22 protein-coding genes and 1 tRNA gene are annotated in these 20,066 nt (G+C 54.7%); 2 read left to right on the plus strand and 21 right to left on the minus strand.

Annotation, left to right across the window (positions count from 1 at the left end):
- Positions 1-2: 2 nt before the first annotated feature.
- The 6 genes from JEM67_RS22655 to JEM67_RS22680 form a co-directional block, all read right to left on the minus strand.
- On the minus strand, positions 3-632 hold the full coding sequence (locus JEM67_RS22655; RefSeq protein WP_199637832.1) for a hypothetical protein: 630 nt from the start codon (positions 630-632) through the stop codon (positions 3-5).
- Between the two features lie 66 nt (positions 633-698).
- Positions 699-893, minus strand: coding sequence for a PerC family transcriptional regulator (locus JEM67_RS22660; RefSeq protein ID WP_199637834.1), 195 nt, complete (start codon positions 891-893; stop codon positions 699-701).
- Between the two features lie 518 nt (positions 894-1,411).
- Positions 1,412-3,544 (minus strand): DUF927 domain-containing protein, encoded by a 2,133-nt coding sequence (locus tag JEM67_RS22665; RefSeq protein WP_199637836.1) that lies wholly within the window; start codon positions 3,542-3,544, stop codon positions 1,412-1,414.
- Positions 3,541-3,864 (minus strand): DUF4222 domain-containing protein, encoded by a 324-nt coding sequence (locus tag JEM67_RS22670; RefSeq protein ID WP_199637838.1) that lies wholly within the window; start codon positions 3,862-3,864, stop codon positions 3,541-3,543. Before JEM67_RS22670 ends, JEM67_RS22665 begins: the two co-directional genes overlap by 4 nt.
- Before the next feature lie 10 nt (positions 3,865-3,874).
- Entirely contained in the window at positions 3,875-4,231 is a 357-nt protein-coding gene (locus tag JEM67_RS22675) for a hypothetical protein (RefSeq protein WP_199637952.1), read from the minus strand.
- Positions 4,224-4,688, minus strand: coding sequence for a host cell division inhibitor Icd-like protein (locus tag JEM67_RS22680; RefSeq protein WP_370576174.1), 465 nt, complete (start codon positions 4,686-4,688; stop codon positions 4,224-4,226). Before JEM67_RS22680 ends, JEM67_RS22675 begins: the two co-directional genes overlap by 8 nt.
- Between JEM67_RS22680 and JEM67_RS22685 the strand changes: the two genes are divergently transcribed.
- A complete protein-coding gene (locus JEM67_RS22685; protein WP_199637842.1) occupies positions 4,615-4,929 on the plus strand; it encodes a YlcI/YnfO family protein in 315 nt (104 codons plus the stop codon). The genes JEM67_RS22680 and JEM67_RS22685 overlap by 74 nt on opposite strands.
- Positions 4,930-5,106: 177 nt before the next feature.
- On the opposite strand, the gene JEM67_RS22690 is transcribed toward JEM67_RS22685, so the two are convergent.
- The 10 genes from JEM67_RS22690 to xerD form a co-directional block, all read right to left on the minus strand.
- A complete protein-coding gene (locus JEM67_RS22690; RefSeq protein WP_199637844.1) occupies positions 5,107-5,916 on the minus strand; it encodes an antA/AntB antirepressor family protein in 810 nt (269 codons plus the stop codon).
- Positions 5,917-6,012: 96 nt separating this feature from the next.
- A complete protein-coding gene (locus JEM67_RS22695; protein ID WP_199637846.1) occupies positions 6,013-6,210 on the minus strand; it encodes a helix-turn-helix transcriptional regulator in 198 nt (65 codons plus the stop codon).
- Between the two features lie 184 nt (positions 6,211-6,394).
- Positions 6,395-7,015: a hypothetical protein gene (locus JEM67_RS22700; RefSeq protein WP_199637848.1), complete on the minus strand. Its 621-nt coding sequence runs from the start codon at positions 7,013-7,015 to the stop codon at positions 6,395-6,397.
- Positions 7,016-7,204: 189 nt separating this feature from the next.
- Entirely contained in the window at positions 7,205-8,419 is a 1,215-nt protein-coding gene (locus tag JEM67_RS22705; protein WP_199637850.1) for a tyrosine-type recombinase/integrase, read from the minus strand.
- Positions 8,420-8,583: 164 nt separating this feature from the next.
- Positions 8,584-8,657 (minus strand) — tRNA-Gly (locus JEM67_RS22710).
- 170 nt (positions 8,658-8,827) lie between these two features.
- Positions 8,828-10,345 carry a lysine--tRNA ligase gene (gene lysS, locus JEM67_RS22715; RefSeq protein WP_199637852.1) on the minus strand — a complete coding sequence of 506 codons (1,518 nt, stop codon included), beginning with the start codon at positions 10,343-10,345 and terminating at the stop codon, positions 8,828-8,830.
- Between the two features lie 9 nt (positions 10,346-10,354).
- Positions 10,355-11,453, minus strand: a protein-coding gene (gene prfB / locus JEM67_RS22720; RefSeq protein WP_013814375.1) for a peptide chain release factor 2 whose coding sequence is annotated in 2 segments (ribosomal slippage) — positions 10,355-11,377 and positions 11,379-11,453 — 1,098 coding nt in all. Because the reading frame shifts where the segments join, the coding sequence is not laid out codon by codon here.
- Positions 11,454-11,621: 168 nt separating this feature from the next.
- Positions 11,622-13,355 (minus strand): single-stranded-DNA-specific exonuclease RecJ, encoded by a 1,734-nt coding sequence (gene recJ / locus JEM67_RS22725; protein ID WP_013814376.1) that lies wholly within the window; start codon positions 13,353-13,355, stop codon positions 11,622-11,624.
- Between the two features lie 6 nt (positions 13,356-13,361).
- Positions 13,362-14,078: a bifunctional protein-disulfide isomerase/oxidoreductase DsbC gene (gene dsbC, locus JEM67_RS22730; RefSeq protein WP_199637855.1), complete on the minus strand. Its 717-nt coding sequence runs from the start codon at positions 14,076-14,078 to the stop codon at positions 13,362-13,364.
- Between the two features lie 27 nt (positions 14,079-14,105).
- The gene (gene xerD / locus JEM67_RS22735; protein WP_013814377.1) at positions 14,106-15,005 is read right to left on the minus strand and encodes a site-specific tyrosine recombinase XerD; all 900 of its coding nucleotides are present in this window, start codon (positions 15,003-15,005) and stop codon (positions 14,106-14,108) included.
- A gap of 106 nt (positions 15,006-15,111) precedes the next feature.
- On the opposite strand from xerD, the gene fldB reads away from it, so the two are divergent.
- The gene (fldB, locus tag JEM67_RS22740) at positions 15,112-15,630 is read left to right on the plus strand and encodes a flavodoxin FldB (RefSeq protein ID WP_004952413.1); all 519 of its coding nucleotides are present in this window, start codon (positions 15,112-15,114) and stop codon (positions 15,628-15,630) included.
- Positions 15,631-15,667: 37 nt separating this feature from the next.
- Here the strand turns inward: fldB and creD are convergent, their stop codons facing one another.
- From creD to sdhE, 5 genes are all read right to left on the minus strand, one after another.
- The gene (gene creD / locus JEM67_RS22745; protein ID WP_199637858.1) at positions 15,668-17,032 is read right to left on the minus strand and encodes a cell envelope integrity protein CreD; all 1,365 of its coding nucleotides are present in this window, start codon (positions 17,030-17,032) and stop codon (positions 15,668-15,670) included.
- An 84-nt stretch (positions 17,033-17,116) separates the two neighbouring features.
- Positions 17,117-18,535, minus strand: coding sequence for a two-component system sensor histidine kinase CreC (gene creC, locus JEM67_RS22750; protein WP_199637861.1), 1,419 nt, complete (start codon positions 18,533-18,535; stop codon positions 17,117-17,119).
- Positions 18,532-19,227 carry a two-component system response regulator CreB gene (gene creB / locus JEM67_RS22755; RefSeq protein ID WP_013814380.1) on the minus strand — a complete coding sequence of 232 codons (696 nt, stop codon included), beginning with the start codon at positions 19,225-19,227 and terminating at the stop codon, positions 18,532-18,534. Before creB ends, creC begins: the two co-directional genes overlap by 4 nt.
- A complete protein-coding gene (locus tag JEM67_RS22760; RefSeq protein ID WP_013814381.1) occupies positions 19,227-19,649 on the minus strand; it encodes a protein YgfX in 423 nt (140 codons plus the stop codon). The genes creB and JEM67_RS22760 overlap by 1 nt, the downstream gene beginning before the upstream one ends.
- Positions 19,630-19,896 carry an FAD assembly factor SdhE gene (gene sdhE / locus JEM67_RS22765; protein WP_199637864.1) on the minus strand — a complete coding sequence of 89 codons (267 nt, stop codon included), beginning with the start codon at positions 19,894-19,896 and terminating at the stop codon, positions 19,630-19,632. The genes JEM67_RS22760 and sdhE overlap by 20 nt, the downstream gene beginning before the upstream one ends.
- Between the last annotated feature and the right edge of the window lie 170 nt (positions 19,897-20,066).

Here is a 20,066-nt window from a genome sequence, read left to right on the forward strand (position 1 = left end):
ATTTATTCCTCTGTTCCATCTTTTTTAACTTTGTTGCTTTTAAGCTTCGGTAAGGCCTTGTCGCTCTGAGAAATCACTTGATCGTATCGTCTCAAAAAGACTCCGATGTCCTCACGGAACAACCAAGATCTCATATCAGAACTCGGAACAACTAACTCGACTGAAAGCGGTGATTCCGGTTGCTCGGAAAAACTACCCGAAAAACGGGCAAGAAAAAACACTGTAGCAGTAAGGATATCCTCAGGATCACCAAAGAGGCTGGGCTGAACAAGAGACTCGATAAAACGGTTATGTTCAGCCAATCTTTGCCTGGTTTTAGCCCGTGTTAAATTATTCCATGACACATTATTGTCATTGATACGACCAATGTTAAAAATGCCACTTTTTCCAGTGACCAAGTTGTTCCCTTTCAACGGGCTAGGTGAACAGCCGTTTGCCAGTAAGGACTTATAAAACTCTTCGTTCATGCACCAATGGCGCATGTTTCCGAGGATGGACGCCCGGTGCCCAGTAGCATCATGCTTCGCTCGAACAAAAGCCCGTTCTGCGCCTGCATATAGTGACTCATTGATCCCCATAACTAAGTCTTTGGCTAAATTACTTACTAACGTACCTGGTATGTTTTGACGCATCTTGCCACCTTGTTCACGTTTCGCCTAAGGGGATTTTATACCTATTTTTTTTCGTGTGCGAGGATTTTAGTGAAAAATTAAAACTGGAAAATTAACGAAGGCTCTGATTTTCAGTGCCACCACAATGCACCGTTCCCGGCGCTGGGCGACACGCTCCCGTTCCGCATCGTCGGTACTGCTGTCCATCACATCCAGCCAGCAACGAGCGGCGCGACGCCATAACCCGGCCAATTCTAATGCCTCGGTTTTCTTCGCTGTCATTCGTCCACACTCTGGGCCTGCTGCGCCGTACGCTTTTTCTTGCTGGTGGATTTCAGCCCTGCCAGCAACACCCGGGCGTTTTTCCTGCTGTTCAGGCGTTCCTCGCCGCATGGCTGGCCGTGCAGATCATAACGCTGGCCACCAGCCGGCCGTATGCTGCGATTTGTGCTGTCATGCTCTTATTCCAATAAAAAACACCTATAGATCAACAAAAGTAGTTATCCCACTTGTCCCACTTATCCCAGCAAGCGTAACTCAATGATTTAATTGGCACTGAGTTTTATTTCTGGGATAAGTCACCCTCATTTGGGGACAAGTTGGCCTGTTTTCGACTTGTCCCAGGCACCAGCAGCGAATACATATCCCAAAATTGCCACGACTTATCCCAAAACGCCCTCGACTTGTCCCACTTTTATCCCAGAACAACACTTTAACATCCATATATAACAACAGGTTAACAAATAAAGCATCCCTCTGGGATAAGTGGGATAAGTGCTTTTACACGCACATGTAAGCTATTAGGCTTCGCTTTCCTCTGATTCCGGCGCAAAGAGCAGAACGTAAGTCCATGGGCGGGCGTTGTTTAAGTGCTTCAACCGCGGGGTTCTTATTTGCCAATTTTTGCCGCTGGCAGGCCTTTTGAGCATTCCGGCTTCATGGAGAACTCGCGCGGCGGCGTCTTTGTTGTGAGTTCCAGCAACGTGTTTTTTAAACGGTGCAGGCAGCACATAGAACAACATAGGATCATCGAACTGTTTGCCGTTATCGCGATACCCCATCAGTTCGGAGATCGGCAAATCTCGCGGGTCATAGTCCAGTGGGGCGAACCGGCTCATACCATAGGCATTAAGGAATTCCTCGGCCTGCTCAATAATCTGTTGGTACTCTTTGTTGCCGGTACCGAATTCCTTTACCCAGGCGTTAAAGCTGTGCTGAATGGCATCTCGACACGCCTGCGCACCCCAGCCAGTAATATGGGCCGCCAGTATCAGCGCCGCTTCCATCAACGCGAATTTTTCCCCGACACGGTGGATCTGTTCGCCGTAACTTTCCGGGATAAGTCCGCGCCAACGTTCACGCGCTGCGTCTGCGGCCTCCTGCGCCTCCCGCTGGTGGTCGGCAAGCCAACGCACCCACTCACGACCCGCCGCACCATGGTGAGCCGTCCAAGCATCACGCAGGGCGTCAGCATGGGCCTTGCCTGACGGTAAGCCATGAAATACCGTCGTTTTCTCCATCGGCACATTGAGTAAGCGCACCAGTTGGCCGGCTTTGGGTTTAATGCCGTGGCTCAGCAGATAGGTTTCAATGTCCATTTCCCCGGTACTGATCGCTACCGTTCGCCAGCGTTTTAACTCACGGTTGCCGCCATCTTTAGCGCCCTGCAGTTTTCCCGAACCGTTAAACAGTGTGTAAGCCGAGGTAGCGACAGATTTGGGATCTGCCCCTTGGCCGACCTCATCCAGCGCAAGCAACCCGTCATGGTGCGCCTGTGCCTCGTTGGCAATCCCCAGCGCCGTGCCGTACCACGTCAGGCGCAGCATTTCAGGATTACCGTAGAGACTGCTGGCAATATTCGCTGTGGTGGTTTTCCCGGCACTAGACTGCTGGAAAAAGTGCACACCAAAACCGTCAGCGCCCACCAGCCCCACCAATGGCGCAACCAGCGCAGCAGCAACGCCCAGCATCATCGACGGATTGCCCGCCACCAGCGCAGCCACATTGTCACGCCAGCTTTCAGCCGTTCCCGATACGGTATAACCCGACGTTGTGGCACTTCGCCCATGGAATACGACGCGCTTTTGGCTGTCGCCGATGATCTCCCCGTCAGGCATGATATAAACACCGTGCTGCCAGCCTGACAGAGTGGCGACGTTCCACAGTTCCCCGGTATCACTGTTCGTTAAATGGTCGGCAAGGATTGCCCGGAGGTAAGGCTTCGCCGTGACACGTAACCCCCGATTACTCAATCGCGCCCAGCCCTCACGATTACCAATATCACCCGCCGGGATAGCTTCTGTCCGCTCGGGGCGGTTTCCGGTCGGTTGCCAGCGTAAAATAACAAAATCGCTGCCGTCACCTTCACCAGCTCCCAGCACGTCCACCGCACCACACAGCCATTGCCCAGGCCGGATCACTTCCCCAGACTGCTTATCAATTTTCGGCGTGACCCAATACAGGCCACCAGTACGGGATTCTACGCGGGGGGCCAGCTCATCCGCTGGCGCACGATTTCCGCTCGCCTTGCGCATATCTTCAACCAGGCTTTCCCCACGGTCGGCCTGCTCGCGCACCCTGGCTAAATACTCCCGCCAGTTCTCCGGATCCCGGTCGGGAATACCCTTGTAGAGTTTCGCCTCCTGCACGCCAGCCAGCGCCAACTTTTCGCCAATGGCATTAATCTGGATGGGTTCGATCTCGCCAGCTAAATAAACGCGGGCAGATTGTCGCCCTTTGTCGATAATGCGCAGGTTACCCAGCTCGGCCAATTGTTTTTTACCCAGGTAAACAGGCGGAATATTATCACCGTGCTTTTTACCTTCGCTCTCGATCCAGTGCTGAGCGTGGGCAAAAGCATCAGCACCGGCGAAAATAATCGCCTCAGTGAGTTTATCTTTCGGGAGTACCTTCACGTTTGGTGCGGATTTCATTTCGTTCCCTTCCTGTGAGCAATAATCAGCTCCCGTAATTTACGGGTTTTCTCCAGCGGGTTAATTGCTTCTCGCCATTCGGTGAATGTCTGTGTTTCAACGCAGGTAAATTCACTGCGGAAGCGTTCTGTCGGCATTTCGCACGGAAATTCATACCCATCACGAATAAACTTCACCCGGTAAATACTGGCCCCAGTCACCATTACCCCATTGCCGCGATGGTCTTTCCAGCGCTGGCCGGAATAAGGCGTAATATCGGCGTTATCTGTTTTCGGGGTGAGTTTGGCCCCCGGCAGTTTGCCGGTTAATTTTCTGCTCATAAATTTCGCCTTACTGTTTGGTGTCTGGCTTTTTCGTGATAATGCCGACTTGCTGCGCCACTTCGGCAATATCGCCGAGCGTCGTCACAACATGGTTAGCCGATAATTCTTGCTGGCGGATCACTTCGCCATTCAGCGCGGTCACAAGGATTTGTCCGGTAAATTTCGTCGGAACCGTGATTTTCTGGAACCCATCGCCGCAACGCCTGGCTAATTCAATAAACGCATCGAGAGAACAAACCAGGTGATCATCGGGAACGGGAATGTCTGATTTAACGAGCCCGTCCTCCAGGTAAAGCATGACGCGGCCTGTAAAGTCAGGGGCAGCATACAGATTGACGGTAAGCATAGGGGTTTGGTTATGCATGGATTCCCCCCAGCACTGGCAGACGGCCAGCGAATACCAGAACAAAGCGGCCAGCCAGCAAAGAGCGGGCTTTGCGCTCGCTAATGGCGGTGATTTCCTCGCGGTGCGGGTGGGCCTGTGGATTGGCACGAACTACAGCCAAAAACAGGAAGGCGAAGCGCTTCGGCGCTGTGGTAATATTCGACATAGCTACCTCGATACTGGTTCTATCGTTGTGGTTAGAGGCCCGGTTAGTGTTGGCGCACTGCCGGGCTTCGCCGTTTTTTGCCATCTGAATATTCATGGTGTGATTTAAATTAAATTTAACTGAATCACAGGTCAAGTGTTTTTTGTGATTCATTTTTGTATATACTGAATCACAGTCAGTTATCAGGAGAATGTACGTGGCAAAGAACACCATCAATGACAAATCAAAACAGATCTCTATCCGCATCCCCCACGACATCATGGATGGCATGGATGCAGTTAAGCGCACGGACGAGAGCAACGCCGGGTTTATCGTCGCAGCCATGCGCGGGGAGATAACCAGGCGCCAGACAGACGGCACGACAGAAAGCCACTTGCTTTCGTCGCTCGATGCGCTGGAACAAGTCGAAGCGATCGGCGTTACTGCCAGTGAGGAAATTAACCGACTGGTCAGCGTGGCGCGTGAGGAATTACAGCGCCGCAAAGCAAAGCAGGAAACGCCAGAAAGTTGAGTTTTGTTCAGGTGATACCAAAGGGCGGGGGTGCAATCCTCGCCCTTTTTTCTTGCCGTTGGCCCGCCAGCTAGCCGGCTGCACATGTGGAGTTTTGACTGGTGCCAGGTATACCGGGTGCCAAACTGTGATAATTGGCCTGCCAAGGAAAAGGCCTCTTTCTGGCTGGCAGCGCAGTTATCCATGGTTCACCCCCAATCGCTTAGCAAGCCAGCGCTGTGATAGGCGCACCAGTTCGGCTTTGCGCTGGTGGTATTCCTGGCCTAACTCAATCAACGTTATGTTGGTGCTTTCCAGATAGGCAAGGTGATCCAGTTGTTCCGCGCTCATGCTGTCGCGTGGATCGCCGTCAATGCCATTTACCTGCGCCCACTGCTTAGCTGTCAGGCCGCCCAGCACAATCTTGGCAATCATGTTGCTTTCGTTGTTGTAGTGGTGCTGTAGCGTCTGCTTACCCTGTTCGGCGCGGGCGGCATCCAACGCGACGCACATTGGCTTAAACAGGTTGGCAGCGCCCATGCGGGCCTTAAGCTGACGACGGAACCGGGCGGCCACTTCTGGTGCACTGCGCTGTAATGCTTCTTCGCACTGAATGAAATAACGGCGGACGGCTCGCCCCTGCTCATTGCGTTCAACCATTGCCAACTCTTTAGCCATACCCAGGGTTATCAGGTAGTCATGTTCGAGCTGTTGTCTGGCTTTTGCGCTCGCCCGTTTTGGCGTGCTCAAATTCTCAACAAACACATAATCGGCAGTGGCTATAAATCCATATTGGCTAATACGGCCTTTAATCCAGTTGGTAAAGTCACGGCCTACACCCAGCGTTTTATGTAATGCCTTCGCGCTCACAATATTACTTTCACGCCCACCTATCCGACCATGAGAGACCGGCACCAAAGATGCAAAGTTGTTGCTGTTAATATCGCTGTGACTTTCTTTAGGATGTGTTTGGCCCCGACCAGTATTGGCCGTTTTTTCGATTTCCATTGGTTATCCCTCGTTAAAGTTTTTGATTGCTACCGATGAATATTGAATGCAACTCACCGCAAGCGCCCGCAAAATATGAACTCCCGATATTTTTTATCAGAAAAGCTCCTTGCGGGATTCAGCAATGCGTTGATTGACCCACTCGTCAATCTCGCTTTCAACAAAGGCAATAGCTCTAGTTCCGATCTTTACGGACGTAGGGAATTTACTCTGGGACATGAGACGATAGATCCAAGCCTTGCTGTAGCCTGTGCGCCGTTGAACCTCAGATAATCGGATAAATGATTTTGACATATTTACCTCATAATGTTTATTACGGTATACAAGGTACATTTCATCAGATTAGTCACATGAGATGTGGAACTGAACAATAAATTTATGGAAGCCGGGGGATTAGTTCTTGGAAGTCGGATTTGCAATTGATTGCCCGTAAAAGACGCTTTGGAAGTCTTTCAATACGGGCAATTTTATTTGGAAGTCACTCTTTATCCAGTTTTGGGGTATGCACTTCCAAAGCAGAATTCAGTAGGTTTGTTAGCGCTTTTGAGGTTATCATTGTACCCCTACCATACTCATTGATCGCGCTTACCGCCGCTTGTGCCACTGATGATTTGTTCAGACTTTGCCCACGCAGATATTTTCCTCCTGCTTTTTCTAATGCAACGGCCATCCCAGCGATAAGCATCAAGGCCGTATCTCTTCCTGCAAACTCACCCCACTCTATGTCATGGGTGGGAGCTATATTTTTTTCAGTGTCGTTATCTTTTATTTTAGAGCTGTACCATGACGAGCTGCTGCTCATTTCATTTTCAACCCAAGGCCATATATCTGTTGCCAAAAACTCAGCATCAACGATATACGTGTTAATTCCTATTTTTTCATTTTCAAGAAGCATTAAATCATCTACACCACCATTATATTCCTCTGGTAAATATGTAAATGCTCGAATAGGTATTATCTCTTTTAAAGTTATGGCTTGTTTGATAGCCATTCTATAAGTTTCGGCTTCCCTCCATCCGGTATAGTTACCATCAATGGCATCATCAACACAACGAACATCATTCGATAAACCAGCCATGACCAGGGCAACCTGATCCATAGTTACTATTCTTAGACGTCCAATATGAACAGGCAATTCCACCATTCGCCACCTCACGCCCTCTCAATTTGGCGGCTATACCAGCCCGTAGAGGTGTACGGGTTTTCGGGGATCAGCCTAGACATAGCCTTATTCTTTTACTGTATACCAAAGTCTACTACCGTCCATAGATACTGTCTATTTGTACAGTTACGCACTCTTGCCGAACGTGCCATGTACAACATTATCGCCACGCTCCAGGCTATCCATATAGTCGGCATACCACTGGAGCATGTCCCGGCGACCATCCAAGTACTGAGCATGATTGTAGGTACCACGGATAGAGTTTTTATCAACGTGCGCCAGCTGAGTTTCGATCCAGGCGGTGTTATACCCCTGCTCGTGGAGGATAGTACTCATTGTGTGGCGGAAGCCGTGCCCTGTTACACGCCCGGCATAACCAATACGGCGAACCAGCACATTCATAGCCATTTCGCTTATTGGCTTGCTGTGGTGGATCCTGCCCGGAAACACAAAGCTGTAATGACCGGTCAGCGGTTTTAACTGTTCCAGAATACTGATTGCCTGGTCAGATAAAGGTACACAATGAGGGCGGCGTTTCTTCATGCGTTCAGGCGGTACTTCCCAAAGTCGGTTATCAAAATCAAACTCCGACCATTCAGCCTTACGCAGTTCTCCCGGCCTTGTCCCTGTGATAATAAGCAAGCGCATAGCCAGCTTGACGATCAGACTGCCGGTGTATGTGTTAAAGGTGCGGAAAAACTCGGGCAACTCAGCAACTGACAAGAAGGCGTAGTGTTCTTTTTTATGCGGCGAGAACGCGCTGGCGAGATCCGGGGCTGGGTTATATTCAGCCCGTCCAGTAACGATGGCGTATTTCCATACCTCCCCGCATCGCTGGCGCACCTTGCGCAATTTCTCTGTTGCGCCGCGTTCATCCAGTTTAGAAAGCGTCCCCATAAGCTCCATTGGCTTTATCTCGGCAATTGGCCGATTGCCGATGTATGGGAAAACATCGCTCTCAAACGTTTTCATCATCTCTTCTGCGTATGACTCTGACCAGCGATCGCGCCGCTTTTCGTACCATTCCCGCGCAATCCCCTCAAAGGTATTGCCAGTAACATCTTGCCGATCTCGTTTCTGCTGCTTCCTGGCTTCGCTGGGATTGATACCTGACACCACCAGCTTTTTAGCCTCATCGCGCTTTTGCCTTGCGTCGGTTAGTGAAACTGTGGGGTATGTGCCGAGGGAAAGCATTTTTGGTTTACCGTCGAAGCGGTAGCGAAAGCGCCAGCCTTTGGAACCGTTCGGCTCAATGAGTATAGAAAGCCCACCGCCATCACTGAGTGTATAGGGCTTGTCTTGCGGCTTAGAGCGCCGTAGCTCAAGGTCTGTGAGGGGCATTGTGTATAGCTCCGAGGTAAATCAAACGTCCTATACTCATTACTATACACATGGATGTATAGATTTTGGTAGATGTGTGTAGACGTTGAGATAACGAGCTTTTACCGAGAGGCTTGTGATTACTGGGTTTAGTGGGCTTTGGTAGACGTTGGGAGAAGTGTGTTTGGAGCGGGTGAAGGGAATCGAACCCTCGTATGCAGCTTGGGAAGCTGCCGTTCTACCATTGAACTACACCCGCATCGGTGTGCGACTGGCATTATAACCGGTTATCCACGTCGGGCAAGCGGAGATAGCACGTAATTGCCGATGTTTTAAGCAGTTAGCCGCATCGGCCCCCTGTTTCTTTCCAACATGCGAAAAAAAACCGGCGCAGTCGCCTGCACCGGTTGGTGTTCACACCGCAAAAGATTATTTCTGCGGGCGCATTGCCGGGAACAGGATCACATCGCGAATGGTATGGCTGTTGGTGAACAGCATAACCATGCGATCGATACCGATACCCAAGCCAGCCGTCGGCGGCAGGCCGTGCTCCAGCGCAGTGACGTAGTCTTCGTCGTAGAACATCGCTTCGTCATCGCCTGCATCTTTCGCATTCACCTGGTCAGCAAAGCGCTGCGCCTGGTCTTCCGCGTCGTTCAGCTCGGAGAAGCCGTTACCGATCTCACGCCCGCCAATGAAGAACTCGAAACGGTCGGTGATTTCCGGGTTCTCATCATTACGGCGCGCCAGCGGGGACACTTCCGCCGGGTATTCGGTAATGAAGGTCGGCTGAATCAGGTGGCTTTCCGCCACTTCTTCGAAGATCTCGGTGACTACACGGCCCAGGCCCCAGCTCTTCTCAATCTTGATACCGATAGATTCAGCGATAGCCACCGCCTTGCCCATGTCAGCCAGATCGGCCAGCTCGGTTTCCGGACGGTATTTTTTGATCGCCTCGGTCATGGTCAGTTTGACAAACGGCTTGCCGAAGTCGAACACTTCGTCACCGTACTGCACCTGAGTTTTGCCCAGCACGTCCTGAGTCAGGATGCGGAACAGCGACTCGGTCAGCTCGATGAGGTCTTTGTAATCCGCGTAAGCCATATAGAGTTCCATCATGGTGAACTCTGGGTTATGACGCGGAGAAACGCCTTCGTTGCGGAAGTTACGGTTGATTTCGAACACCCGCTCGAAGCCCCCCACTACCAGACGCTTCAGGTACAGCTCCGGGGCAATACGCAGGTACATATCGATGTCCAGCGCATTGTGGTGAGTCACGAATGGACGCGCAGAAGCGCCGCCCGGGATCACCTGCATCATTGGGGTTTCGACTTCCATGAAGCCGCGTTCCACCATGAAGTTACGGATCCCCGCCATCACCTGAGAGCGCACTTTGAAGGTATTGCGCGACTCATCGTTGGCGATCAGGTCCAGATAACGCTGGCGGTAACGGGTTTCCTGATCGGCCAGGCCGTGGAACTTGTCCGGCAACGGGCGCAGGGCCTTGGTCAGCAGGCGCAGTTCGGTACAGTGAATAGACAGCTCGCCGGTCTTGGTTTTGAACAACTTGCCGCGAGCGCCAAGGATATCGCCCAGGTCCCACTTCTTGAACTGCTCGTTATAAATGCCTTCCGCCAGATCGTCGCGCGCAACGTACAGCTGGATACGGCCGCCGACGTCCTGCAGCGTCACGAATGACGCTTTGCCCATGATACGGCGAGTCATCATGCGGCCTGCAACGGTAACGTCTACGCCCAGCGCTTCCAGCTCTTCGTTATCTTTATCGCCGTATGCAGCGTGCAACTTGTCGGACGTGGTGTCGCGACGGAAATCATTTGGGAACGCAATGCCGTTCTCGCGCAGCCCGGCCAGTTTCTCACGGCGTGACTGCAACTCGTTATTGAGTTCCAACGCCTGATCGGCGCCCTGTGGTTGTTGCTCAGACATTTCTGTTCCTCATAACCCGGCTTTCAAACTTGCCTCAATGAATTTATCCAGGTCGCCATCTAATACGGCCTGCGTGTTACGCGTTTCAACGTTGGTGCGCAAATCCTTGATGCGGGAATCATCCAGCACGTAAGAACGGATTTGGCTGCCCCAGCCGATGTCGGACTTGTTGTCTTCCATCTGCTGTTTATCAGCATTTTTCTTTTGCATCTCAAACTCGTACAGCTTGGCTCGCAGCTGTTTAAACGCTTGATCCTTGTTCTTATGCTGAGAACGGTCGTTCTGGCACTGCACCACAATGTTGGTCGGCAAGTGGGTAATACGTACCGCCGACTCGGTTTTGTTTACGTGCTGACCACCCGCACCGGAGGCGCGGTAAACGTCAATACGCAGGTCTGCCGGGTTGATGTCGATATCGATATCGTCGTCCACTTCCGGATAGATAAACACCGAGCTGAACGAGGTATGACGGCGGCCGCCGGAGTCGAACGGGCTCTTGCGCACCAGGCGATGCACGCCGGTTTCAGTGCGTAACCAGCCGAACGCGTAGTCGCCGATAATCTTGATGGTGGCGGATTTCAGCCCCGCGACGTCGCCGTCGGATTCTTCAATCACTTCCGTTTTGAAGCCCTTGGATTCCGCCCAGCGCAGGTACATGCGCAGCAGCATGCTGGCCCAGTCCTGTGCTTCGGTGCCGCCGGAGCCGGCCTGGATGTCCAGGTAGCAATCCGCGCTGTCATATTCACCGGAGAACATACGGCGGAACTCTAATTGTTCCAGCTTGGCAGACAGTTGATCGAGTTCGGCTACGGCTTCGTTAAAGGTTTCTTCATCGTCGGCTTCAACCGCCAGTTCCAGCAGGCCGGTGACGTCTTCGCCGCCCTGTTCCAGCTGATCGATGGTTTCCACGATGGCTTCAAGCGCCGCGCGCTCTTTACCCAGCGCCTGTGCGCGCTCGGGGTCGTTCCAAACATCAGGCTGTTCCAGCTCGGCGTTGACTTCTTCTAGGCGTTCTTTCTTGGCATCATAGTCAAAGATACCCCCTAAGAACGGCAGTCCGCTCGGACAGGTCCTGAATTCGGTTTTTTACCGGATTAATTTCAAACATGGTTTTTAGCGTTCTTTTACGTTGATGTCGTCGATGGCGAAATGCCATTAGAACCGGTAATTCTATCGGATCCGGGCGTCAGTTTATAGCGAGTTGGTCAGTTTTTGTGGGGGGGGAAGGATGTGTATCTGAATCAGGCGCGGCATCACCGCGCCCGTTCAGGAAAAATCAACGCGGCCAGAGGTGCTGGATCAATAACTGCACGTTGCGGTTACCACGGAACTCATTGACGTCGAGCTTGTAGGCCAGCTCAACTTCACGCACGCTGCTGTCGGGCCACAGGGTGGTGTCCACGTTGAAGGCGATGCCGTCGAGCAACGGGCCGCCGCCAAGCGGCTCCACCATCAGCTTCAGGTGTTTCTCGCCCACCAGCCGCTGTTGCAGGATACGGAACTTACCGTCGAAAGTCGGTTCCGGGAACGCCTGCCCCCAGGGGCCCCCCTCGCGCAACAACTCCGCCGTTTCCAGCGAAAGCTCCTGCATAGCCAGTTCGCCGTCAGACCAGATCACCCCTTCCAGCATCGCCGGATCGAGCCATTCCCCCACCAGTTCGCCAAAGCGCTGACGAAACTCGTCGAATTTGGCCTCTTCCAGCGACAACCCGGCCGCCATCGCATGGCCGCCAAACTTCATCATCAAGCCCGGATTCAGCGTATCCAGCCGCTCCAGCGCGTCACGCATATGCAGGCCGGCTATCGAACGGCCGGAACCTTTCAGAATGCCCTCGCCCGCCGGCGCAAATGCAATCACCGGGCGGTGGAAACGTTCTTTGATGCGCGAGGCCAGAATACCCACCACGCCCTGATGCCATTCCGGATGATACATCGCCAGTCCATACGGCAAGGCGGTACTGCTGCGCTCCAGTTCGTCGCACAGCTGCAAGGCCTCGACCTGCATGCCCTGCTCAATCTCACGCCGTGTCAGGTTAAGCGCATCGAGATCGTTGGCCAGCATGCGCGCCTGCGCAATGTCATCGCTCAGCAACAGCGCCACGCCAATCGACATGTCGTCCAGCCGCCCGGCGGCATTGAGCCGCGGCCCCAGCGCAAAGCCAAGATCGTTGGCCGCCAGTTGGCGCGCATCACGGTTGGCCACTTCCAGCAGCGCCCGGATGCCCGGCCGACACTTGCCGGCGCGAATGCGATTCAGGCCCTGATACACCATGATGCGGTTGTTGGCGTCAAGCGGCACTACGTCGGCAACCGTGCCGAGAGCGACCAGATCCAACAACTCTGCCAGGTTCGGCATCGCCAACGCACGTTGTTCAAACCAACCGCTGTCACGCAGCCGGGCACGCAACGCCAGCATCAGATAGAAAGCCACACCGACGCCGGCCAAGGATTTGGAGGGAAACTCACAGCCGCGCAGGTTCGGGTTGACGATCGCTTCCGCCGCCGGCAAGGTTTCCCCCGGCAGGTGGTGGTCGGTAACCAGAACCTGCATGCCCTTGGCGTGCGCCACGTCGACGCCCGCGTGGGAAGAGATGCCGTTATCCACGGTCAGGATCAACTCTGCGCCGCGCGCCGCCGCCTGCTCGACCACTTCCGGGCTCAGGCCGTAGCCGTCCTCGAAGCGATTCGGCACCAGGTAGTCAACCGCACTACCGCCCATGCTGCGCAACGCCAACACCGTCAATGCGGTACTGGTGGCGCCATCGGCGTCGAAGTCTCCCACCACCATGATGCGGCGACTCGCGGCCAGCGCCTGTTGCAGAATGCCAACGGCGGTGTCGATGCCGTCCAATTGCTGCCAGGGCAGCATGCCTTTGACGCTGCGCTCCAGTTCCTGCTCAGCCTTAACGCCGCGCAGCGCGTATAAACGGCGCAGTAGCGGGTGCAGGCTGGCTGGCAGATGGCTGTCGTCCGTCGCCGCACGGCGGCGTAGTTGTGTTTTGATGCTCACCGGCGATTAACCACCGGTTTTGGTTGCGGTCTGATGCGCATCCAGCATGGCGGCCATCTCTTTCGGCCCCTGATAGCCCGGGATCATCATGCCGTTTTCCAGAATGATCGCCGGGGTGCCCTGAATGCCGAACTGCACGCCAAGCGCATAGTGTTTACTGATGTCGGTTTTACAGGTCGCCGGGGACACCGCATCGCCTTTCATGGCGGAATCGAAAGCCTTGGCCTTGTCGGCGGTGCACCAGATTGACTGCATGTCTTTCTCGGCCTGGGAGTTCAGCCCCTGGCGCGGGAACGCCAGATAGCGAACGGTAATGCCCAGATCGTTATACTCTTTCATCTGCTGGTGCAGCTTGTGGCAATAGCCGCAGGTGATGTCGGTAAACACGGTGATCACGTGTTTTTCTTTTGGCGCTTTGTAGACGATCATCTGATCTTTCAGCGCTTCCAGTTTGCCGGTCAGCAATTGATTGGTGACGTTAATCGGTTCTTTGCCGCTGACGTCGTACAGCGGGCCTTGCAGAATGTGTTTGCCGTCTTCGGTCACGTACAGTACGCCGTTATCGGTCAGCACGGTTTTCAGGCCGTTAACCGGGGAAGACTGTACTTCCGCCTGCTGAATGCCCAGGCTGCCGAGCGCTTTTTTGATTGCCGCATCGTCGGCGTGGGCCGCGCCGGTCACCGAAGCCACCAGCAGAGAGAGCAGCATTAAACCTTTCTTCATTCTTCCAATCCTTTTGAGCCCGGCGTGTCACGCACGCGGGTGATGCTGTTGATGTAGCTGTTTAAGTCGTTCGGTCGCTACATGCGTGTAAATTTGCGTGGTCGAGAGGTCGCTGTGCCCCAATAACATCTGTACGACACGGAGATCGGCTCCGTGGTTCAGCAAATGGGTGGCAAATGCGTGACGCAACACGTGCGGTGACAGCCTCTCGCTATCAATACCCGCTAGGATCGCATAGTGTTTGATGCGATGCCAGAACGTCTGTCGGGTCATTTGCTGGCAGCGGTTGCTTGGGAACAGCACATCCAGCGCCTGGCCGTTGACCATCCACGGGCGACCGTGCTCCAGATAATTTTCTATCCAGTACACCGCCTCCTCGCCCAGCGGCACCAGCCGTTCCTTGTTGCCTTTACCGATCACCCGCACCACGCCCTGGCGCAGGCTGACGTCGCTGATGGTCAGCCCGACCAGTTCGGACACCCGCAAACCGGTGGCGTACAGCACCTCCAGCATCGCCTTGTCTCGCAGCTCCAGAGGCTGATCGACGCATGGCGCCTGCAACAAGGCATCGACTTGCGCTTCGCTCAAATCTTTCGGCAGCCGCTGCGGCAACTTCGGCGACGCGAGCAGCGCGGTCGGATCGTCTTCCCGCAGTTTTTCACGGTACAGATACTGGAACAGGCGGCGCATGGCGCTCAGCAAACGCGCAGAGCTGGTTGCCTTGTAGCCCCCCTCCACCCGTTCGGCGAGAAACGCCTGCAAATCCAGCGCCTGCGCCTGTAACAGTGAGGTATTTTGATGGTTCAGCCAGGCGGTCAGCGCCTGCAGATCCAGCCGGTAAGAGGCCAGCGTATTTTCTGCCAGATTGCGTTCGAGCCACAGCGCATCCAGGAATTGCTCAATCAGCGCACTCTCTTGCTGTTGCACGCGGTCCTCTCTTTGTTAGCTTTCCACCTGCGCCATTATGCCTTAAGCCAGTACAAATCTGGTACACTCGATGCCATTCCACGAACGGTAACATAACGGTTTAAAAATGAAGATTGGTCTGTTTTACGGCTCCAGCACCTGCTACACCGAGATGGCGGCAGAAAAAATCCGTGAGATTCTGGGCGAAGACCTGGTCGACCTGCACAACCTGAAAGACGTCTCCCCGCAGTTGATGGAAGAATATTCCATCCTGATCCTCGGCATTCCTACCTGGGATTTCGGTGAATTGCAGGAAGACTGGGAAGCGATTTGGCCGCAACTGACGACGCTGGATCTGAAAGGGAAAATCGTCGCCATGTACGGCATGGGCGATCAACTCGGCTACGGTGAATGGTTCCTCGATGCGCTCGGTATGTTGCACGATCACATCGCCCCGCTCGGCGTGCAGTTTATCGGTTTCTGGCCTATTGAAGGCTTTGAATTCACCAGCCCGAAACCGCTGAGCGCCGATGGCAAACACTTCGTCGGCCTGGCGCTGGATGAGGTGAACCAATACGACATGAGCGAAGATCGCCTGCAACAGTGGTGCGAACAGATCCTGCTGGAGATGGAACCGCTGCTGTAATGCCAATGGGCGCGATTGCCGCGCCCAACGCCTCTGCTTATTTCCACAACCGGAAGCGGTTTTCTCCGTCACCGGTCGGCGTTTCGCCGCTCAAGCGCGCCGGATCAGCCACCTGATACCAGTCCAGCTTACGCGTCAGCAGCATGATCCCCGCCAGAATAGCGAACAACAGCCCGGCTCCGAGCACCAGCGCATTATCTTCCGACTGCAACAGCAGGTACAACACGCCATAAAGCATCAGCAGGCTGCCGGCGAACATCGCCCCTCGCCGCTTACCGCGCAGCACCGCGCTGAGATAAAAGGCAATCAGGCCGCTGCAGGCCACGCTGGCCAACAGGTAGGCGGTGGCGAAGCCGAAATGTTCGGAGAACGCCAGCAGGATCAGGTAGAACAGCACCAGCGCGGCACCGACCAGCAGATACTGAATCGGGTGTACCCGCAAGCCGGTCAGGGTTTCGAACAGGAAGAACGCCATAAACGTCAGCCCGATAAACAGCACCGCATATTTCACCGCACGCTCGGCCAGTTGATAGTGATCCACAGGTTCAATCAGGCTGGCGCTGAAGGCCGGCAACTTGTCTTCGTCAATGATCCCATCGTCATAGTGAAACGCGCTGTTGATGTTGTTGGCGAACCAGGTGCTGCGCCAGCGGGCGCTGAAGCCTTTTTCCGTCACCTTGCGTTCATCCGGCAGGAAATTGCCGAGGAAATTGGGGTGCGGCCAGTTGCTTTGCAGCGTTAATTCGCTGCTGCGGCCGAGCGGCACCAGTGACAAGCTGCTGGTACCCGCCAGCGTCAGGGTAAAATCGGCATCCAGCCCCTCTTTTTGCAACGCGGCAAGCTGTAGCGGCGCATGAATGCCCTGTGGCAATGCATCCACTCGCGTGCCCGGTTCAAAGGTGGTTGGCGGCTGGGTGCTGGCAAGTGGCGAGATGCTCTTGATGCCGCGTGAGTCGCTGAGCGCAACCAGCAAATAGGGCTGTTCGAGAGTCACGTTGCTGCGCTGCAAATCAGCCAAATCCGGCTGACCGAATTTCACCTGAAACCTTAACGGCCCCTGATATACCTGGGTTTGATAGATACCCAGCTTGCGTACCTCTACATTCGGCTTACCGCTGACCTGTAAACTCTCCGGCAGCAGATAACGATAGTGTCTCACTCTCTGCACTACCGGTTGCCCCTTGTCATCCTTCTTCTCTTCCCGCTCGATATAAGGGATGACAATCAACGGCCCCAAAATGCGCTGCGCCCGGCTGGTGCTTTCGCTCACCTGCCCAACCACGCTCTGGCGATAGCCACTGCGCTCCTCAATCACGTTCATCAACTGCGTCACCGGGATAATCATTAAAATCATCAATCCCAGCAGAGTGGTTATTTTCCAAAACAGTACCGATTTCATCATCGCTGCGCGCTCCTTGTAGGTAATGGCGCCACGATAAAACCGGCAGGTGAAAACAGGATGTGGTTATGTGAAGGGACGGTGAAGTCAGAGCGATAAAGTGAAAACGGCTATCACGCCCTGTGGTGGGCGGTTGTGCAACTGAATGCCGCCCCGGTGCAGTCGTGCCACTTCCTGCACAAAGTTCAGGCCCAGCCCGCTGCTTTTGGGCTTATCGGCCCGTGCCAGCGAATAGAAACGCTCAAACACTTTGTCCAGCGCGTAATCCGGGATGCCGCTGCCGTTGTCACTGACGGTGATGAGGTAGTGACTCTCCTGGCGTTCGCCGCACACGCTGACGGCCCCGCCCGGCGGGGTGAAATCCAGCGCGTTGTCGAGCAGATTGGTCAGCGCCTGACTAATCAGCAGCCCATCGCCGATCAGCGTGATCTCCTCCAGAGCATCCACCTGCAACGCAACGCCGCACTGCGCCGCCTGAGCTTCTTTGCCCACCACTGCCTGGCGCACCAATGTCGCCATCGCCAGCGGTGCCAATTCCAGGCCGGGCCGGCTCTCGAGCCGCGCCTGCACCAGCAATTTATCCACTAATTGCTGAATTCGGGCGCTTTGTTGCTCGATATTGGTCAAAAATCGCCGGGCGGTCGCCGGCGGCGGCAATTCCTGCAACAACTCGGCTGCACCGCGGATCGCCGCCAATGGGCTTTTCAACTCGTGGGTCAGGGTATGTACGTACTGTTCGATATAAGCTTTACCTTCCAGCTTCATCCGCATACTTTCCAGCGCTTGCGCCAGTTGCGTCAGCTCGTGGCTGCCCATTTTTGGCAACGGCACGCTTTCACCCTGCGCTACGCCATCGGCATAGCGCACCAGCCGGCCAATCGAGCGGTTGATCCACCAGACGAAGCCCAGCCCGATCAGCAAGGCGATGCCCAGCAGCAGCGCGCCGGCCCACAGAATGCGCCGCTCGCTGCGCTTGATCACCGGTGCCATGGTGCTGTTCGGTTTACCTACGCTGAGCACGCCGATAATCTTGCCCTGCTCCAGCACCGGCGCGGCGACGTACATCACCGAGCTGTTTTCATCCTGCGGATTGCTGCGCGTACTGCGTGCGCCATATTGGCCGCGCAGCGTCAGATAAACATCATTCCAGCGTGAGTAGTTCTGGCCGACCGCCTGGCCGGCAGAGTCAAAAATAACCGTGCCGCTCGCATCGGTGAGGTACACGTGATATTCGCTGCGATCCTTGCGGATACCGGAAATATTGGCGCCAATCGGCCGTTGATTCAGTTGGATGAATGCCTGCGCCAGTTGCCCGTGCGCCACATCGTCGCGCTGCAGGTCCAGGCGCGCTATTTGCGCCAGCAGGTTAGCCGTGTCCACCAAGGTGCCTTCGGTCGCACGCCGCACGCCAGGCTTTACTTCCTGTAGGAAAATGCTCAGTACGAAATAGCCCGCCACCGCCACAATCAGGAAATACCCCAGCAGCAGGCGCAGGCCGATTCTCATGATTGGCGGCTCACGCTGTAGCCCATGCCCCGGTGGGTGTGAATAGGCGGTTCACCGGGATCGATCGCTCGCAGCTTGGCGCGCAGCGTTTTGATGTGGGTGTCGACGGTGCGATCCAGGCTTTCTTCCGCCTGCGTCCAAACGCTGTCCATCAGTTGCTGGCGTGAAAACACCCGACCAGGTGCCAGCAGCAGCGTTTTCAACAGCAGAAATTCGTAGCGGGTCAGCGGCAGCGGCTGCTGATGGTAATAAAGGGTCGCCGCAGGTTCATCCAGGTCAAAAGGGCCAAAGGTGTACAGCGCGGGCTGTTGCAGACGCTGCTGTTTTTGCAGGCGACGCAGAATGGTACGCACGCGGGCGCTGACTTCGCGGGGAGAAAAAGGTTTGGCGACGTAATCGTCCGCGCCAATCTCCAGCCCGATCAGGCGATCGACTTCGTCACTGCGAGCGGTGAGAAACAGAATGGGTAAATCCGCCGACTGCGACAACAAACGGCGGCACAGTTCAAAACCGTTGATGTCCGGCAAGCCGACATCGAGGATGGCCAGCGCGGGCGCTCCTTGCGCCAATGCCAGCAATGCCGGTTCGCCACGTTCGAACCAGCGTACCTGAAAGCCTTCGCTCTCCAGGGTGTAAATCAGCGTATCGGCAATACTGGGCTCATCTTCCACCAGCCAGAGCGTCGGCTTCATCAGGGTTCCTCGTCATCATCGGCCGACGGGTGCAGCAACAACTGGCGCAGATGCCGCCATTCGGCTTTGCCCATGCTGTCGGAGGCCAACCACAGCCGGCGGCATTTTTTGCCCTGTATCGGCTGCAGCGTCAGCAAAATGCCGTAACGCGGCATCCAGGGTTGCTTTACCAGCAACCATTCCTGTCCGTGCCAACTTAACCGCTTATTCGCCAGCAAACGCAGCTCGCCCTGCCGTGACGCAATGCGCTTTTGGCTGCGGATGCATTCAAATACCACCAGCGTCAACAACACCAGCCAGATCGGGCCGTAGCCTTCCGGCCAGGGCGAAATCAGGATCAGCAGGATAAGAACGCCGTGGGTCAGCAGCGAAAGTAACTGGGTGCGCCAGGAAATACGGACATTACATCGCCACTGGGCCACGGTCTTTATTTCGCGTCTGGATCAGTGTCACCATTCTCTGCAGTTCACTGTCTTGCGGAGCGCCATGATTCATCAACCAGTTGAACAGATCGGGATCGTCGCTCTCAAGCAGGCGGATAAACAACGCTTTGTCTATGTCATTCAACTGGTCGTACTCATGCTCGAAGAACGGCATGATTGAGATGTCCAGCTCACGCATGCCACGGCGGCAGGCCCAGTGAATACGTGCTTTATTATTAATATCCATGTTGTTATGACTAACCTCTTTTCGGCGTGGCAAAAGCCATCGCAGGGTTCAACCGACACACTGTATGGCAACGCCTGCGCGATATAATTCCATCGGCCAAAGATCTGTCTGCAAGGGTTACCTTTGGCCGTAATCCCATAGAGTAACAATTTGACATACTCGCCGGGAAG

It is taken from the genome of Serratia sp. PAMC26656 (assembly GCF_016469055.2).
Classification (GTDB): Bacteria; Pseudomonadota; Gammaproteobacteria; order Enterobacterales; family Enterobacteriaceae; genus Serratia; species Serratia plymuthica.

Coding starts and splice junctions, on each gene's coding strand:
- creC (WP_199637861.1), bottom strand. CDS start 18,535: ATGAGAATCGGCCTGCGCCTGCTGCTGGGGTATTTCCTGATTGTGGCG.
- JEM67_RS22705 (WP_199637850.1), bottom strand. CDS start 8,419: ATGCCCCTCACAGACCTTGAGCTACGGCGCTCTAAGCCGCAAGACAAG.
- JEM67_RS22695 (WP_199637846.1), bottom strand. CDS start 6,210: ATGTCAAAATCATTTATCCGATTATCTGAGGTTCAACGGCGCACAGGC.
- creD (WP_199637858.1), bottom strand. CDS start 17,032: ATGATGAAATCGGTACTGTTTTGGAAAATAACCACTCTGCTGGGATTG.
- JEM67_RS22680 (WP_370576174.1), bottom strand. CDS start 4,688: ATGCCATCCATGATGTCGTGGGGGATGCGGATAGAGATCTGTTTTGAT.
- lysS (WP_199637852.1), bottom strand. CDS start 10,345: ATGTCTGAGCAACAACCACAGGGCGCCGATCAGGCGTTGGAACTCAAT.
- JEM67_RS22675 (WP_199637952.1), bottom strand. CDS start 4,231: ATGCATAACCAAACCCCTATGCTTACCGTCAATCTGTATGCTGCCCCT.
- JEM67_RS22670 (WP_199637838.1), bottom strand. CDS start 3,864: ATGAGCAGAAAATTAACCGGCAAACTGCCGGGGGCCAAACTCACCCCG.
- sdhE (WP_199637864.1), bottom strand. CDS start 19,896: ATGGATATTAATAATAAAGCACGTATTCACTGGGCCTGCCGCCGTGGC.
- dsbC (WP_199637855.1), bottom strand. CDS start 14,078: ATGAAGAAAGGTTTAATGCTGCTCTCTCTGCTGGTGGCTTCGGTGACC.
- JEM67_RS22660 (WP_199637834.1), bottom strand. CDS start 893: ATGACAGCGAAGAAAACCGAGGCATTAGAATTGGCCGGGTTATGGCGT.
- JEM67_RS22690 (WP_199637844.1), bottom strand. CDS start 5,916: ATGGAAATCGAAAAAACGGCCAATACTGGTCGGGGCCAAACACATCCT.
- JEM67_RS22700 (WP_199637848.1), bottom strand. CDS start 7,015: ATGGATCAGGTTGCCCTGGTCATGGCTGGTTTATCGAATGATGTTCGT.
- JEM67_RS22665 (WP_199637836.1), bottom strand. CDS start 3,544: ATGAAATCCGCACCAAACGTGAAGGTACTCCCGAAAGATAAACTCACT.
- fldB (WP_004952413.1), top strand. CDS start 15,112: ATGAAGATTGGTCTGTTTTACGGCTCCAGCACCTGCTACACCGAGATG.
- creB (WP_013814380.1), bottom strand. CDS start 19,227: ATGAAGCCGACGCTCTGGCTGGTGGAAGATGAGCCCAGTATTGCCGAT.
- JEM67_RS22655 (WP_199637832.1), bottom strand. CDS start 632: ATGCGTCAAAACATACCAGGTACGTTAGTAAGTAATTTAGCCAAAGAC.